This window comes from Micromonospora sp. DT229, assembly GCF_049844505.1.
GTDB lineage: Bacteria > Actinomycetota > Actinomycetes > Mycobacteriales > Micromonosporaceae > Micromonospora.
The window spans coordinates 423,707-439,365 of record NZ_JBNCLD010000002.1 but is presented as its reverse complement, the minus strand read 5'-3'; the positions used below and the strand labels follow the sequence as shown (position 1 = coordinate 439,365).

12 protein-coding genes are annotated in these 15,659 nt (G+C 70.6%); 5 read left to right on the top strand and 7 right to left on the bottom strand.

Going from position 1 to position 15,659, the window contains the following annotated elements:
• Window positions 1–50 precede the first annotated feature (50 nt).
• From ACLQ2T_RS04850 to folE, 4 genes are all read left to right on the top strand, one after another.
• Window positions 51–188, top strand: a complete 138-nt coding sequence (locus ACLQ2T_RS04850; protein ID WP_425764748.1) for a hypothetical protein — start codon at window positions 51–53, stop codon at window positions 186–188.
• Window positions 189–286: 98 nt separating this feature from the next.
• On the top strand, window positions 287–862 hold the full coding sequence (gene hpt, locus ACLQ2T_RS04845) for a hypoxanthine phosphoribosyltransferase (protein ID WP_327023752.1): 576 nt from the start codon (window positions 287–289) through the stop codon (window positions 860–862).
• 341 nt (window positions 863–1,203) lie between these two features.
• Window positions 1,204–3,219: an ATP-dependent zinc metalloprotease FtsH gene (ftsH, locus tag ACLQ2T_RS04840; RefSeq protein ID WP_425764747.1), complete on the top strand. Its 2,016-nt coding sequence runs from the start codon at window positions 1,204–1,206 to the stop codon at window positions 3,217–3,219.
• A gap of 38 nt (window positions 3,220–3,257) precedes the next feature.
• Window positions 3,258–3,914 carry a GTP cyclohydrolase I FolE gene (gene folE / locus ACLQ2T_RS04835; protein WP_425764873.1) on the top strand — a complete coding sequence of 219 codons (657 nt, stop codon included), beginning with the start codon at window positions 3,258–3,260 and terminating at the stop codon, window positions 3,912–3,914.
• Window positions 3,915–3,987: 73 nt separating this feature from the next.
• Here the strand turns inward: folE and ACLQ2T_RS04830 are convergent, their stop codons facing one another.
• Both ACLQ2T_RS04830 and ACLQ2T_RS04825 read right to left on the bottom strand, forming a co-directional pair.
• Window positions 3,988–4,704: a hypothetical protein gene (locus tag ACLQ2T_RS04830; protein WP_425764746.1), complete on the bottom strand. Its 717-nt coding sequence runs from the start codon at window positions 4,702–4,704 to the stop codon at window positions 3,988–3,990.
• Window positions 4,701–7,256 carry an FtsK/SpoIIIE domain-containing protein gene (locus tag ACLQ2T_RS04825; RefSeq protein ID WP_425764745.1) on the bottom strand — a complete coding sequence of 852 codons (2,556 nt, stop codon included), beginning with the start codon at window positions 7,254–7,256 and terminating at the stop codon, window positions 4,701–4,703. The genes ACLQ2T_RS04830 and ACLQ2T_RS04825 overlap by 4 nt, the downstream gene beginning before the upstream one ends.
• 188 nt (window positions 7,257–7,444) lie before the next feature.
• On the opposite strand from ACLQ2T_RS04825, the gene ACLQ2T_RS04820 reads away from it, so the two are divergent.
• A complete protein-coding gene (locus ACLQ2T_RS04820) occupies window positions 7,445–8,011 on the top strand; it encodes a hypothetical protein (protein ID WP_425764744.1) in 567 nt (188 codons plus the stop codon).
• A gap of 18 nt (window positions 8,012–8,029) precedes the next feature.
• On the opposite strand, the gene ACLQ2T_RS04815 is transcribed toward ACLQ2T_RS04820, so the two are convergent.
• Genes ACLQ2T_RS04815 through ACLQ2T_RS04795 form a run of 5 tightly spaced genes read right to left on the bottom strand, consistent with a single transcriptional unit; the run spans window position 8,030 to window position 15,562 of the window.
• Window positions 8,030–8,629 (bottom strand): hypothetical protein, encoded by a 600-nt coding sequence (locus ACLQ2T_RS04815; RefSeq protein ID WP_425764743.1) that lies wholly within the window; start codon window positions 8,627–8,629, stop codon window positions 8,030–8,032.
• A gap of 13 nt (window positions 8,630–8,642) precedes the next feature.
• Complete coding sequence (locus ACLQ2T_RS04810) at window positions 8,643–9,812, bottom strand: M23 family metallopeptidase (RefSeq protein ID WP_425764742.1); 1,170 nt, start codon at window positions 9,810–9,812, stop codon at window positions 8,643–8,645.
• Window positions 9,809–10,366 (bottom strand): hypothetical protein, encoded by a 558-nt coding sequence (locus tag ACLQ2T_RS04805; protein ID WP_425764741.1) that lies wholly within the window; start codon window positions 10,364–10,366, stop codon window positions 9,809–9,811. The genes ACLQ2T_RS04810 and ACLQ2T_RS04805 overlap by 4 nt, the downstream gene beginning before the upstream one ends.
• A complete protein-coding gene (locus ACLQ2T_RS04800) occupies window positions 10,363–12,303 on the bottom strand; it encodes an MFS transporter (protein WP_425764740.1) in 1,941 nt (646 codons plus the stop codon). The genes ACLQ2T_RS04805 and ACLQ2T_RS04800 overlap by 4 nt, the downstream gene beginning before the upstream one ends.
• A 1-nt stretch (window position 12,304) precedes the next feature.
• The gene (locus ACLQ2T_RS04795) at window positions 12,305–15,562 is read right to left on the bottom strand and encodes an ATP-binding protein (RefSeq protein WP_425764739.1); all 3,258 of its coding nucleotides are present in this window, start codon (window positions 15,560–15,562) and stop codon (window positions 12,305–12,307) included.
• Window positions 15,563–15,659: the final 97 nt, after the last annotated feature.

The window sequence follows — 15,659 nt, the reverse complement described above, 5'->3', positions numbered from 1 at the left end:
GCGCACCCGGCGGCGAAAACACCACCAACCGCAGGAAAGCGAGCGCCGCCATGGAACTCCTCTTCGTCCTGTTCCTCCTGGTCGTTCTCGCCGTCGCCTCGGCCGCCGGCCTGACCGCCGACAGCCGCGACTCGGCCGACTGGAAGCCCACCGATGGTGGTCGTCGATGGAGATCACGACCGAGCTGAGGCGATTGGCATCTTCTGCCGGAAATCCCGGTCGGGGTCGTTTCACAAAGGGGCGGCCCCGCCGACGATCCACCCACGGCGTACGGCAGGCTAGGGTCATGGCTGACGGCTCCTGGTACGACGCCGACATCGACCACGTGATCATTTCCGAGGCGCAGATCCGCGAGAAGACCGCGGAACTGGCCAAGCAGGTCTCCGCGGACTACGCCCACGTCACCGACGGGCTGCTGCTCGTCTGCGTGCTCAAGGGTGCGGTCATGTTCATGGCCGACTTCGCCCGGGCGCTGGGCCGGGAAGGCCCGCCCGCGGAGCTGGACTTCATGGCCATCTCCTCGTACGGGCAGGGCACCACCTCCTCCGGGGTGGTGCGCATCCTCAAGGACCTGGACCGGGACATCGCCGGGCGGCACGTCGTCGTGGTGGAGGACATCGTCGACTCCGGGCTGACCCTCTCCTGGTTGCTGCGCTACCTGGAGTCCCGTTCGGCGGCCAGTGTCGAGGTGGTGGCGCTGTTCCGTAAGCCGGAGGCGGTCAAGGTGACCGTGCCGGTCAAGTACGTCGGCTTCGACATCCCGACCGCCTTCGTCGTCGGATACGGTCTCGACTTCGGTGAGCGCTACCGCGAGTTGCCCTACGTCGGTGTCCTCAAGCCGGAGGTGTACGCCCGCAGCTGACCCGGCTCGCGGGCGATCGCGGGCCGATTCCGCTCGCCCGTCCCCGGGCAACTTACAGCCGCCTTTCAGGTGCTCGGGCTACCGTTGAGCACGGTGGTGGGGAGCCCCGCTCCCGACCACGCCGGTCGACTCCCGGGTTCGCCGTGCGCGTAAGTGCTGGGCTCGCCAGCTCACATCCGTCTCGCACGGTGTACCGTCGAATGACCGTGGCGCGGCAATTCGCGCCTCGGGGTCGAGGCCGGCCCGCACGGCGGCTACGGCAGCCGCCCCGGCGGCGACACCCAACAGTCGGTCAGGACGTCGATCAGGAGGATGCGGGCGTCTCGGCGCTCGACAAAAGCATGGAACGTACGCGTTTCTTCCGCCGACCGGTGTTCTGGGTCATCCTGGTCATCCTCGGCGCCGTCGTGCTCAGTCAGTTGTTCACCTCTGGTCCCAGCTACCACCGGGTGGACACGTCAGTCGCGCTCGACCAGCTCAACAAGGGCGGCATCGAGAAGGTCGTGTTCCAGGACAAGGAACAGACGATCCAACTCGAGCTGGCCGAGGAGGCCGAGTTCGGCAAGACCACCACCAAGCTGATCGAGGCCCAGTTCCCGTACGAGGTCGGCAACGAGGTCTGGAACCAGGTCCTCGACGCCAAGGCGAACAACCGGGTCACCGGGCCGGCCGACACCGAGGTGTCGTCCGACAGCATCTGGGTCAGCCTGCTGGTCAACCTGCTACCCATCGTGCTGCTCGTGCTGCTGCTGCTGTTCTTCATGTCGCAGATGCAGGGCGGCGGCTCCCGAGTGCTCAACTTCGGCAAGTCCAAGGCGAAGATGATCACCAAGGACACGCCGAAGACCACCTTCGCCGACGTGGCCGGGGCCGAGGAGGCCGTCGAGGAACTGCACGAGATCAAGGACTTCCTGCAGAACCCGGGCAAGTACCAGGCCCTCGGCGCCAAGATCCCGAAGGGCGTACTGCTGTTCGGTCCGCCCGGTACCGGTAAGACCCTGCTCGCCCGAGCGGTCGCCGGCGAAGCCGGGGTGCCCTTCTACTCGATCTCCGGTTCCGACTTCGTGGAGATGTTCGTCGGTGTCGGCGCCAGCCGGGTCCGTGACCTGTTCGAGCAGGCCAAGACGAACGCCCCGGCGATCGTCTTCGTCGACGAGATCGACGCCGTCGGTCGGCACCGTGGTGCCGGCATGGGCGGTGGCCACGACGAACGTGAGCAGACCCTCAACCAGTTGCTCGTGGAGATGGACGGCTTCGACGTCAAGGGCGGGGTCATCCTGATCGCCGCGACCAACCGGCCGGACATCCTCGACCCGGCGCTGCTGCGTCCGGGGCGGTTCGACCGGCAGATCCCGGTGGACGCCCCCGACATGGAGGGCCGCAAGGCCATCCTGCGGGTGCACGCCAAGGGCAAGCCCTTCACCCCGGATGTCGACCTCGACTCCGTGGCGAAGCGGACCCCGGGCTTCAGCGGCGCCGACCTGGCCAACGTGATCAACGAGGCCGCCCTGCTGACCGCCCGGAAGGACCAGCGGGCGATCAGCAACGAGTCGCTGGAGGAGTCCATCGACCGGGTCATCGCCGGCCCGCAGCGGCGTACCCGGGTGATGAGCGACCAGGAAAAGAAGATCACCGCGTACCACGAGGGTGGGCACGCCCTGGTCGCCTGGGCCCTGCCGCACGCCGCGCCGGTGCACAAGGTGACGATCCTGTCGCGTGGCCGCTCCCTGGGTCACACCCTGGTGCTGCCCACGGAGGACAAGTACACCCAGACCCGGGCCGAGATGATCGACACCCTGGCGTACGCGCTGGGTGGTCGGGCCGCCGAGGAACTCGTCTTCCACGAGCCCACCACCGGGGCCGGCAACGACATCGAGAAGGCCACCGCACTGGCCCGGGCGATGATCACTCAGTACGGCATGAGCTCCAAGCTCGGTGCCATCAAGTACGGCACCAGCGGTGACGAGCCGTTCCTCGGCCGCAACATGGGCCACGAGCGGGACTACTCCGACGTCGTCGCCGCCGAGATCGACGGCGAGATGCGGGCGCTGATCGAACTGGCCCACGACGAGGCCTGGGAGATCCTGGTCGAGTACCGGGACGTCCTGGACAACATCGTGCTCGAGCTGATGGAGAAGGAGACCCTCTCCACGGCCGACATGGCCCGGATCTGCGCCCGGGTGGTCAAGCGGCCCCCGATGGCCCCCTACAACGGCTTCGGCAAGCGTCAGCCCTCCACCGAGCCGCCGGTACTCACCCCGGCGGAGAAGGAGGCGCTCAAGATCCAGGCCGAGGCGGACGGGGCGCAGGCCACCGTCGGCAGCCCGAACTCCAACAACTCGGACGGCCCACACTGAGCACCAACGACCCGGCGGCCAGTCCCTCGCAGCGGGGGCTGGCCGCCTCCTCTACCGAACCCGACGACCTCGACTACATCGCCGCACGCCTGGTCAACGGCCGGCTGACCGGACGCCCGGTCGAGGAGATCGTCGACCTGGCCCGCATCGAGAAGGCGGTCCGCGAGATCCTGATCGCGGTCGGCGAAGACCCCGACCGGGACGGCCTCCAGCAGACCCCGGCCCGGGTGGCCCGCGCCTACGCCGAGCTCTTCGCCGGTCTGCGGGTGGACCCGGCCACGGTGCTCACCACCACCTTCGAGGCCAATCACGAGGAACTCGTGCTGGTCCGGGGCATCGACGTGATGAGCCTCTGCGAGCATCACCTCCTGCCCTTCCGGGGCAGCGCGCACATCGGCTACATCCCCGGCCCCGACGGGCGGATCACCGGCCTGTCCAAGCTGGCCCGCCTGGTCGAGGTGTACGCCCGTCGCCCGCAGGTGCAGGAACGGCTGACCTCGCAGATCGCCGACCTGCTGATGGATCGGCTCGCCCCGCGGGGGGTGGTGGTCGTGCTGGAATGCGAACACATGTGCATGGCCATGCGCGGCATCCAGAAGTCCGGCGCCATGACGATCACCTCGGCGGTACGTGGCACCCTTCAGCGGGACGCCAAGTCCCGTGCCGAGGCGATGGCACTGATCCACCCCCGCTGACCGGCCTGGACGGCTGCCCGCCTGCCGGTCAGCCGTCCCGATGGAACCGGTCAGGTGTGGTCAGCGGTGCTGGTCAGGTGGCCAGCATGGCCAGGAGGATTCCGGCGGTGGCGACCACCGCCGGAACCAGGCAGGTCAGAGCACCGAAGCGCGGAGTCCGGTCCACCCGCTGCCCGGGATGGGACGGAAACAGCCGCCCCACCGCCAGCCAACCCGCGCCGAAGGCGACGGCCGGGCCCGGCAGCCCCACCACCAGGGCCAGGATGGTCACCGGGCCGGTGCCGGCAGCCAGATAGATCGCGATCAGCAACAGCGGAACCAGCAGCCCCAGGGGCCCGTACACCAGCAGGTTGCGCGGGCGGGGCGGCCAGTGCGCCACCCGCGAGAGGCCCCGTGCGGCGAGGATGTCATCGACCCCGTACGCCCTCCGCCGGGCCTCCCGCAACGCGGCCAGCACCGCCCCAGGCCCTCCCGACATCGCCCGGGTGGCCTCGGACAGCTCCGGTGGAGTCGGCTTCAGCGAGATCGGCGGTACGCCCTGCTCACAGAGCTGGGCCTCCTGCGCGGCCAGGTGGGTACGGACCGCGACCAACTCGTCTCGCGCCGCCTGGACGGTACGCGCCTGCTCACTCGCGGCGATCGCCGCGTCGCGGCGTACTCCGTCGAGTTGGCGGGCGGCGGTCAGGTAGTCCGACCACGCGGCCGACAGGGCCTCCCCCGGCTCGGGCGGGGTGGTCGTCCGCTGTCGACCGGGGCGCACGGCGGTGCTCTCCGCCTCGCTGATCGTCATGATTGTTCCCCGTCCTCCGGCAGGTCGTACGGCACCAGCACGACTCCCCGCTCATCGGGGCCGTCCCAGAGCACCACCCGATCCCGGCGGGGCCGCCACTCCACCGACCGGCCGAAGACCGGCGTGAGTTGGGCGCCCGGTACACCCGCCACCGCCACCGCGGTCAGCTTGTCGACCGTCTCCTCGGCCTCGATGAGGGCCGCGAACGACGGCACCGTACGCCACCAGCCCAGCAGATGCTGCCCGGTCGGTGGGCCCTCGCGCAGCAACATCCGTAGCCGGGCCGGCGGCAGCTGCTCGGCAGGCGCCACATCCAGCCCGAACACCACCAGGTAGGCCGCCGCCCCGGTGTCCAGCGCGGTCACCAACCCGGCCAGGTCGACTCTCTCGACCGGATGCCTCGCGGCCAACTCGGTGGCCAGGGCGTCGGCCGTCGGCCGAGACTCGGGGTCCGGAACGGCGATCACGAAGCGGGCCGTCCCGGGTGGATGGTGGGCTGCGGTACTCCGGGCGGCCATGGCCAGCAGGCGACTGCCCTCGGGCCGGGGACCCAGCACCGCGAGGTTACGTCCGGCAGCCGGGCCCAGCGGCACCGCCGCGGTGGTACGCGCGACATCCACCGCCCTACCCAATAGCGCCGCCGGTGCCAACGCCCGCCCGGCCAGAGCCGACCGGTAACGGGGATCATTACCCAGCAGCGGACGGGCGTACCCGGCGAAGACCACCGGGGCGGCGGCACCCTCCGGACGGGCCGCCCAGAGCCGGTGCCGTAGCCCCGCCACGACCTCCGGCTCATCCTGTGGATCAGGGAACCGGACCATCCGCTCGTGGCCCCGGATCGCCCCCCGGGGTCCACCCAGGCCGCCGGCGGTGTTGACCACCGCGCTGCCGGCCGGCAGCCCGGCCGCCGAATCATTCGTCGGTTCCAGCACCGCCCCGCCGCCCGGCAGTGCCACCCGGACCGGGAACTGGCCGAGCAGGGAATCCCGCTGCCCGCCCTCATTCCGTACCCCCAGGCCCAGATCAGCCTCACCGGCGAGGATCAGGTGTACGCCGTGCAGCCGACCGGTCCTGGCCAACACGTCCAGCCGGGCCAGGGTGTCGGCGGTCAGTCGATCCCGCTCGGTGAAGAGCAGCGGCAGATTGTCCACCACGCAGACGATCCGGGGCAGCCGATGATGCTGCCGCAGCTCGGCGAAGCGTTGCCCGCCCGCCCGGGCCGCGGCCCCGGCGCGTCGCTGCACCTCGACGATGAGTTGCTCGAACAGGTCGAGTAGATACTCCCGGTCGGCGGCCATCGCCGCCGCCCGCACCTGCGGGATCCAAGACCGGTCGCGCTCGGTCTGTAGGAACTCCGCGAAGGACTCACCCTCCCCGAGGTCGACCAGGTACAACGACAACTCGTCCGGGCCGTACCGGGCGGCGAGGCCGAGCAGCGCGGTGGTCAAAAATGTGGACCGGCAGGCCCGCGAGCGCCCGCTGACCAGCCAGTGTGGCGTCAGCTCGGTGAAACCGAGGGGCACCGCCCGGCCGCCGGCGTCCCCGACGCTGGTGCTCAACCCTTCGGTCGCGTCCGCCTGCCACAGGTCCTCCTCCACCGAGGGCAACAGGCTGGCCAGGGACAACCGGGTACCGGCCTCGATCTGCGCGGCGAGTCGCCGGCACACCGCCTCCACCAGCTCGGCCGATGGGTCCGCCTCGACGAACACCGGGGAGTTCAACCCGCCCTCGGAGCCCGCCGCCGCGAAGGTGGCCCCAGGCGCATCGCCCAGCAGTGCATAAGCGGTACGCATGGCCAACGGGATCGCCCCCGGCAGCGGAGCACGGTCCTCAGTCGGCCAGCCCGCCACCACCAGATGCAACCCTGCGGTCGGTCCCTGCTCGGCCAGGAACTCGATCCGGGAGAGATCCTCGCCGTCGGTCCCCTCGGGCAGCCCGGCGAGCACCACCAGCAGCAGTCGCTCATGCCGGCGCGGCCCGGCCGAGCCGGGCGTCACCCACCGCTCCGCCTCGTCGAGCAGAGTGCGTAGCCCGGCCAGGTCGGTGGCAGGCGGCGACAGCAGCCCGGCATCACCCAGGGCCCGGAAGGAGGCCAACACCTCGCCGGTCGCATCCATCGCCCGGACCAGCAGGGTCCCCGCCGGGGTCGCCGCGACCAACCGCAGCACCAACGCCCGCAACAGCCCGGCCACCCGGGGATCCTGCGCGTCGGTGTCCACAGTCAGGTGACCGGCACCGAGCAACGGAACCAGAGCGGGGAAGCGCGCATCGTCCAGCGGCGCGGCGGTGCCCACCCGCACGAAGGGCGGCGGGGCATCCCCGGCGCGGGTCGTCGGCTCGACGCTGTCCAGCGCCTCGCCCGCCCACCCTGGCGCGAGTACGGCCGCAGCGGTACGCAGCCGTTCGGCCAGCGCGTACTGACGACGTTGGTCGGCCGGGGCCGGACGGGTGTCGTCGAGGCTGGCAGCGGCAGCCGCCACCGTCGCGGCGGCCCGACGGTGCAAAGCGGCGGCGCGGAGCGCCCGTGCCTTCGGACCGCTCACCGGCTCCACCTCCTCCGCCCGAGGTCGGCGCCCACTCGCCGAGCAGGACGACGGTATCCCAGCGGCAGCCGGACCTCGGGGACGCGTGGCGGTGCTGCGCCGGTGTTGTCGTGAATCTCACCGGTCGGCAGTGATCCGTCACGATCTGCTGAATCTGGGGCATTGGGTCCGCAGCCTCCAGCCGATAGCCTCAGGGGGTGGAATCAGTGCCGCCCTCCGCCGGTTCCCAGGTCTCCCGCGTACCGGCGCAACGGACCCCGCCAGAGGAACTGGCGCCGCCCACGATCGCGCCCGTGCCACAGCGGCCACGCCGACCGCTCCGGACGGTGTTGTCGGTGGTCGCCGGGGTGCTCGTGGCGCTGTGTCTGGGCGGCGGCGTAGTCGGCTACCTCGTCTACGACCGCGCCACCACCCCCGACCGCAGCTCCCCGACAGTGGTAGTGGACAGCTATCTCCGCGCATTCCTCGTCGAACACAACGATGTACGCGCGGCGATCTTTACCTGTACAGCTGACGCCAATTTTGATCAACTTTTGAAACTCCGCAGCGACTTGCAAGCGCGCGAAGCGCGATTTGATACAACAATGCTTGTTAGCTGGGAGGAGCTTCAGGTAACGGATAACGGCAACATTTCCCAAGTTTCGGTAGATCTGGTTTTCGCAGCTCAGGTTGATGGCATCCGTCAGACAGATCGCCAGTCGTGGAGCTTCGATCTAAGGCTGAGCGACGACTGGCGGGTCTGCTCCGCAGAACAGCGGAGTTAATCCTCAGAACGCCCTCCGCTATTCAAGCCACAACAGATGCACGGGGACCTCCAGGGTGGTCGGTGACTGGCCGCGCCAGGCCCAGCGGTACCACTCCATCTCAGGGGCGACCCGTACACAGATGTCGCCCTCTGCGCCGGAGTAGGTCTCCGTCACCGCGCGCAGGTCGCGCTGCTCCACGGAACCCATCATGTGCACGACCCGGCGCCCGATGACCGAATCCGCCTCGAAGACCGGTGTCGGCGGCCGGTGCGCCGGCGCGTCCAGCGAGACCAGCCGGAAGCCGCCGCCGTCTGGGATGGCGGGGGTGACCGGTGGGCCGACGGTCTCGACCCAGACCCGTTCGATGGGTACCAGCGGGGCGAAGACCTCCACCTGGTCGGACTCGGCCCGGTACCACTCGTGTTCGGGGATGACCGGCACGTAGGTGCGGCTGTTCTGCACCACCTTCTCGTCTGCCCGCAGGTCACCTCGCCAGCCGAAGCCGGGCAACCCGACCAACACCCGTCTGCCGCGCAGGTCCAGTCGGCCGGCAGCCGGGACGATCTCGATGGGCCGGGGCGGTTGCGGTGCCCAGTCCGGCTGGTCGGCGAACGGGTCCGGTAGTGGCTCGGTCATGACGGGAACGAGGCTACTCCGCGCCCTTGAGTGGGGCGCCCTTCGACCGCATGAACGGCACCGGGTCGATGGCGCTGCGGCTGCTGCGGTCACCGTCGGTGTGCACCTCGAAGTGCAGGTGCGGGCCGGAGGAGTTGCCGCTGCTGCCCACCTCGCCGATCACCTGACCAGCCTCCACAGTCTCCCCTACGGCGACCCTGGGGCGACTCACCATATGGCAGTAGCGGGTGACAATGCCCTGAGCGTGCAGGACGTCGACGAACCAGCCGCAGCCACCCTTGTTCGGCCAACCGTCCACGTCGCAGCTGAGCCTGCCTCTGCGGTCCGGGTCGCAACGCGAGACCAGGACCCTGCCGGTGGCCGCTACCCGAATGAGGGTGCCCTTCGGGGCAGCGATGTCCACCCCGTTGTGGCCGGGCCGGCTGGCCGTGCGGAATCCGGAGCCGACACCGCCCGGAATCGGGGCGGTCCAGCCGGAGGCGGCGATGTCGCCCGCCGAGGCCGCGTCGCATACCTCCTGCCCGGCGATCAATGCCGTCCGGGCCGCACCACCGGCCAGCGCGTCCACGATCCGGGCGGCGATCTCCTCGTGTTTGGCGTACGCGTCCGGGAAGGCGCTGATCTGCACTCGTTGGGCGGCCACGGTGAGCGGCAGTTTCTGCCAGTCGGGCACGTCCACGAGCTTCTCGTAGAACTTGCGAGAGGCGTACTCGGGATTCATCCGCTGCCGCACGGAGCCCCAGGAGGCACGTTGCTGGAACAGCCCGACCGAGTCGTGGTCGGCACCGATGCCCTCGTGGGGAATGTCCTTGGACTCGGCGACGGTGCGGTTGGCCAGGTTCAGCAGGCGGGACTCCTGCATGGCGGTGGCCACGGCGATCACCCAGCCGCGCGCCGGCACCTTCATCTCCTGGCCGACCTTGATGATGACGGCCGCGTTTCGGAGCTGGCGTTCCCCGTACTGCGGGATTCGGGGCATCTTGCCGGTCACGTCGACCGTGAAGTCTCCGGTGCATTCCAGGCTCGCCGGGGTGATCTGCTCGGCCGCCTCGCCGCCCAACTCGGTCAGGAAGAAGGCGCCGGCGCCGCCGGTACAACACAGGAACGCCAGTGTCGCGGTCAGTGCGGCAGCCAGGGCGCCCACCCGCACCGGCCGGCGACGGGGCGTACTCGGATCGGTCATGATCGCTCCCAGTCCACGGCGTCCACCAGCCACCGCCCCTGCGGTGCCACCAGTTCGAGACGCAGCCGTCCGGTGTCGAGGGCGATCATCGCCTCCACGAAGGTCTCGCTTCGGGGCCGGATGGTCACCTCGTCCGTGATCTGCCCCGACGGCACCCTGGCCGGATCGGCTCCGGCCAGCTTGTCCATCAGATTGGCGGTGGACATCGGGCGCAGTCCCTCGTGCCACTCCTCGACGCCCAGACCGGGTCGGCCGAGCCAGGCCACCACGAAGCGCTCCGCGACCTGTTCCGGTTCAGCCTCGCCGGGGCCGGTCTTCGGAGTCGGTGTGCTGGTGGTCGAGATCGCACCGTCGTCACCCGTGGTCGGATGCACCGTGGTGATCGGCTCGGCCGGACGGTTGCTCAAACCTGTGGTCGGGTCACCCGGGCCGGCTACCAGCCTGGCCGCCCCGACTACGCCGAGCACCAGCACGGCGATGCCCACGGCGACCCCGAGCCGGGAGCGCAGCAGCCGGGTTGCCAGGAATTCGATGGCCCGCCGCACTGCGGTCACCGGGCCTCGGAGCGGATCCGGGGCGCCGTCTTCTCAGGTGCCTTCTCGGACGATCCCGGACGGTAGATGGCGAAGGAGGGGTTCTCCTCGGGTACGTCCGGCTCGGTCCAGGAGGCCGGCTGCCGACGCCGGGGCCGGGGTGCGACCGGTCGGGTCTCCGGCCGCTGCTCCTCCTCGGCCCTTGCCCGCCCGGTGTCGGTCTTGCCGCTCTCCGGACGTTCCAGGGTGGGGGGTGCGCCGGTCGGCACCGGGTCCGGGCGGGCCTCCGGCCGCACCTTGGGTGGTTCCGCCCCGAGGGTGCGACGCCGCCCCACCGTGGGCTCGGCGGTGCCGCCGGGCTCGGCGACATCGAGCCGGGCCGCGGTACGCATGTCTCGGAAGAACCGCCGATGCCAGGAACCGGCCGAGCTGACCGCTTCGCTGCCGTCCTTGCCGCCGAGTTGGGTGATGCGCCGGTACGGGCGCAGCAGCAACCAGCCCACCACGCCGCACAGCCAGACCAGCACCACCTGTAGCCAGCCGGGCAGGGTGGGAGTGCTCATGATGAGGTCCACCGCGAAGAGGTAGACCGCCGCACCGGTCCCGAAGATCGCGATGTTGAAGAGAGCGGCCACCACCGCGTTGCCCAGCCGCCGCAGGCCGGCACTGGCCGGTCGGAGCAGGCCGATCGTGCCCAGGATCGGCGCGGCGATCACCGCCCACCGGAAGATCAGGAAGCCCAGCAGCACGAGCAGGGAGGCGGTCAGATCGAACATCGCGAACAGCAGTGCGGCCAGCACCGCGATGAAGCCCGCGCCCACCCGGTCCATGTCCCGAACACCCTGCAGGTACTCGTAGGCCTCCGGGTCCTCCCGCTCGATCTGGGCGGCCACCGTCATCCACTGCTGCTTCTTAGCGTTGATCGTGGCTTCGCGGAGCTCGGGATTAGTGCGAATCCTTTGCGCCTCACCCCACGACAGCGACTTGGCGTCGTAGAGTGCGGCGCCGTACTTGCGGGCGGTCTCGCTGTCGGCCGAGCCGAGCACGCCCCGCAGCCAGTTCCGGTAGAGCATGCCCTCGGTGGCGGTGTCGCTCGCCCGTACCGCCGGCGGGCGTTTGTCCGTACAGGCATCCGGGTTGGGCATCGCACACCGGTCGGGCGGCACGTCCTTGCTCGCCGGGCCGACGGCGTCGTGTACGACGCCGAGGGTGGAGATGAGGGCACCGTCGGCCAGGTTGGCGGATTTGACCGGCCAGGCGGCCAACGCGGTGATCGCCACCATCACCACCAACGCCCAGCCCGCCGTGGTCATCGCGCTGCTCATGTCCGACTGACGTGAGCGCCAGAGCAGGTAGAGGCCGACCACACAGAGGGTGACTATGCCGAAGACACTGAACACCTTCTGGTAGATCGCCTTGGTGGCCTGGTCCACCAGCGGGTCAGCCCAGCCCCACATCGTCCCGGGGTCCCAGGCCCGCTCCCGCAACGCGTTCGAGGCGCCGACGATCGCCGTGGCGATCATGAACTCCCCGTTGGCGATGGTGTTGGTGAACTTGTAGTCCGGGTGCAGCAGCGTGGTCGCGCAGCCGGTATCGATCTTGTAGGTGGTGTAGCTGTACCCGGCGTAGCCGTAGTCGCTGTAGTAGCCCTTGGGGCCGGGAAGCTTGGCCGCCTCGGGCCGGGCGGCGAACCAGCCGGCGATGCCGGAGTCCGGGGCAGTCGGGGTCGGGGGGTTCAGGCAGGTCGCCTCGCTCTCCGCGACCTGCTGGAGCTTGCTGACGCAGGCGCGGAAGTCTGCCTGCCATTCCTCCGTGGTGCAGAGGTCGGTGGGGGCCTGGTACGCGACCGGGGCGGCGTACGCGGGTGTGGCGGTGAGCCCTGGCCAGCTGATCGTGGCCACGGCGAGTACGCCGAGTGCCAGGAGGAGCGCCGCGATCCGAGTCCGGGCCCTCGCCATGTCACGCCTCCAGGTCGGGCAGCACGGTCGGCAGCACCCCGGCGGCGGCAGCGATGGCGGCAGGGGTGGTGTCGAGGTGCGCCAAAAGTCCATCCACATAGGACACGTCGACTCGGACCTTCTGCACCCGGCCGTCGACGTCGCGCATGACGAATTCCCGGAAGCCGAGCCGATGGGAGGAGGTCGCGTCGGCGGTGGAGAGTGAGGCCAGGGTCGCCTCGTACCCGTCGTCGACCGGGACCCGCAGCAGGCGCAGCGCCTCCGAGGCGATCTCGGCGTCCTCGGCGATCCGGCCGACGAAGACGGTGGAGACCAGGTTCTGTACGTCGAGGCCGAGGATGTCTCGGGGGTTCTGCGAGGCGACCAGAGCGGCGAGGTTCCACTTACGCGAGTCCCGGGCGAGCCGTACCAGGAAGGAGCGACCGGAGCGCCACCCTTCCATGAAGTGTGCCTCGTCCAGGCCCACAAGCTTCCGGGACGACATCGAGCCGCCGTAGCAGCGGCGTACCGCCAACCGGTGCGCGGTGTGCAGCATCGGCAGGGCCAACGCCTCCTCGGCCGACCAGTACTCTCGCTCGATCTTGAGGTCGGGCAGCCGCAGGCCGGCCATGGTGATCACGGTGAGGGCCGCGTCCGCGCCCAGCAGTCCCTCCGGTGGCCGGCCGAAGAAGAGCATGGCCAGTGGCATCTCGGCGGTGTCCAGCAGCAGGTTGGCCAGTTCCCGGCCGGTGTCGTCGTCGAGTCGACCGAGGCAGGTGACCACGTCGTCGAGGGTGGAGGTCTCCTCGGCCGGCACCTGGCGGACGGCGTGCCGGAACAGGGTGGCGGTGGAGGCCTCGCGGGCCACCTGGGGCGGCACCAGCATCATGCAGATGTCCTGCACCAACATCCGGCGTTCGGCCCGAGCGTTGGAGACGGCGATCTCGAACTCCCGATCCCCGGCGGGCCCGGCGCTGAACTCACTGCGCAGCGGCGTCGGAATCAGGGAGTACGGAGCCAGGGTGCCGTGTTCGGACCCGGTCAGGTTGAGCACCCGGGAGTACGGGCGCAGTTCCGGCATCGCGCAGAGGCGGGCCAGCGGGCCGGACGGGTCGAGCAGGGTCACCTGCACACCCCTCCGGGCCGCCAGGTAGCCCAGCGCGCCGAGCAGTGTCGACTTGCCACCACCCGGCTCGGCCACGAAGACCGCGAGACCGGAGCGTTCCCGTACCTCCATGGGGAAGTGCAGGTCGAGGAAGACGGGCCGGCGACAGGTGCCGGCGGTGCGTCCGATCAGGTCCCCGCGGCGGTCACCCACGGTCGAGGCGGCCTGCGGCAGCGCCGCCGCCAGCAGGGGCACCGGCATCCGTCGGACATAGCCGGTGTTGGCGATCGGCTCGCCGGGGATGAACTCCCGGGCCAGCCAGTCCTGGTTCTTCGGATGTTGCAGCGAGATGCGCAGTTCTCGCGAGTAGAGCTGGATCAGGCGCCGAGCCCGCTCCAGGCATTCCTCCCGGGTACGCCCACCCACCGCGATCCGGTGCCAGCCGTGGGCCCGGGCGGAGTCCACCGGCAGGCCGGTGGTCATCTCGTCACCGATCACCAGCGCCCGCTTGGCCAGCCGTTCCAGCTCCGGTGGGGCGTCGATGCCGTGCTCGGCGTAGTCGAGCTGTTGGGACCGGATCATCCGCAGCCGGTGCTCCAGGTTCCGGAAGGAGTCCCCGGAGCCGAGGATGTCGACCCGGGTGGAGAGCTCCATCGGCCACGGCAGCCGCTCGTGGAAGTGCAGCCAGGGTTCGTGCCGCTCGGGAATCTCCAGGGGCTCCATCCGACCCACCGCGAGCACGGCCACATGCCGTTCCTCGCCGGTCATCCGGTTGACCAGCTTGACCGTCGAGCCGTACGGGGTGCGGTAGCGCTCCACCTGCTCGGTGAGGGCCAGCAGGTCACCCCGCTCCCAACGCCCGTCGGTGATCGGCGAGAGGGCACCTGGGGGTGACATGCACAGCGCCACCGAGCGGTAGAGCAGCCATTCCAGTTCCTGGGCGGTGACCCGCCGGCCACGCATGCCGAAGGCGCCGAGCACCTCGTCGAACTGTTCGACCGTGCGGCCCAGCTTGCGGCGCTCGCCTTCGGCGACTCCCCGCCCGAAGGTGCGCAGCACCCGCTCGGTGAGTGAGTCGCCGAGGGAACGGCGGGCGAAGGTGACCCCGAGGTAGGTCTGCCCCTCGGCGTGGTTGACCGACAGCAGGTGCCGTTGGGCCGCCACCAGGTGATCCGCCCAGCCGGTCGTGCCGGGCACGTCGGGCAGCGGGGAGGCGGTGTGGGCGTCGATGGTGCGGGCCCACTCGTCGGCCGGGAAGGGGCGGGTGGTGCGCCGCAGGTGCAACCGGAACCCGGCCAGGCCGGCGTACTGCTCGGAGATCGCCGAGAGCAGGGCCTCGCGTTCCGCGTCCGGGCGGAAGGCCCAGCGCACCTCGGGGAGCCAGTACCAGGCGGTGACGGTGTTCGGGGTGAAGGTCAGGTGACCGGCGATCTCGGTGATCGCCAGCTCCACGGCCGGATCACGGTCGCCGAACTTGATTTTGGGTGCGCGGACCCGGGCCGGCTTGATCGGTCGGTCCCGGCGGCCACCCGAGCGCTGTCGGGGCGGGGTGGCGGTGCGGGTGGCCGGCGCGGAGGCACGACGGTCCGGGGTGGCCTCGACCGCAGGGCCCTCCGCGGGGCGCGGCTGGTCGTCGGCCGGGGGCCGGGCGTTCGGCAACCTGTCGCTCGTGGGCGGGAGGACCGGCACGGGCGGGGGCGGCGGTATGGGGGGTGCGGCCGCAGGTTCCACCGGAAGGTGGGCACCTTCCAGGGGGCGCTCCGGTGCGATGGGTAGCGCGGACGGTGCCGAGCGCCGGGCGACCGGCGCCGGTGCCGGGGCCACAGGGGTCGCCTGCTGCGGCAGGGCCCGGGTCGGCTGACCGTTGCCCCGGGAGGCGGAACCCGGCCGGGGGTAGGCGCCACCGAACAGGTCCAGGAAGGGCGAGTCGATGTCGGCCCCGTCCCGGGTGGCCGGTACAGCCGAGGCAGGCTCGCCCGGTACCGCCAGGCGCTGCGGCGGGCGTGGGGCCTGGAAGACCCCGACGCCGCCGTGTCCCGGCGCGGTGACCAGGGCCGGATCCAGCGAGGCGTCCTCGGGATCCTCGGATTGAGGGTAGTCGAATGATCGCGCACGGTTACCGTGCGGCGCGGTCGAACGCCCGGCCGGGGATCCCGGCGTGGAGGAGCGGCTCATGCGATCGCCCGACCCGTGTCCGCAGCCCTCGCCCGATGGCCACGGGGCGGCTGCGGCTCCGCCTCGCTTACCGCCGGGGTCACCGGCAACCCTTCCG

What these genes read in the sequence shown, in the direction of transcription:
- ACLQ2T_RS04850 (WP_425764748.1), top strand. Translation starts at nt 51, where the DNA reads ATGGAACTCCTCTTCGTCCTGTTCCTCCTGGTCGTTCTCGCCGTCGCC.
- hpt (WP_327023752.1), top strand. Translation starts at nt 287, where the DNA reads ATGGCTGACGGCTCCTGGTACGACGCCGACATCGACCACGTGATCATT.
- ftsH (WP_425764747.1), top strand. Translation starts at nt 1,204, where the DNA reads ATGGAACGTACGCGTTTCTTCCGCCGACCGGTGTTCTGGGTCATCCTG.
- ACLQ2T_RS04830 (WP_425764746.1), bottom strand. Translation starts at nt 4,704, where the DNA reads ATGACGATCAGCGAGGCGGAGAGCACCGCCGTGCGCCCCGGTCGACAG.
- ACLQ2T_RS04815 (WP_425764743.1), bottom strand. Translation starts at nt 8,629, where the DNA reads ATGACCGAGCCACTACCGGACCCGTTCGCCGACCAGCCGGACTGGGCA.
- ACLQ2T_RS04810 (WP_425764742.1), bottom strand. Translation starts at nt 9,812, where the DNA reads ATGACCGATCCGAGTACGCCCCGTCGCCGGCCGGTGCGGGTGGGCGCC.
- ACLQ2T_RS04800 (WP_425764740.1), bottom strand. Translation starts at nt 12,303, where the DNA reads ATGGCGAGGGCCCGGACTCGGATCGCGGCGCTCCTCCTGGCACTCGGC.
- ACLQ2T_RS04795 (WP_425764739.1), bottom strand. Translation starts at nt 15,562, where the DNA reads ATGAGCCGCTCCTCCACGCCGGGATCCCCGGCCGGGCGTTCGACCGCG.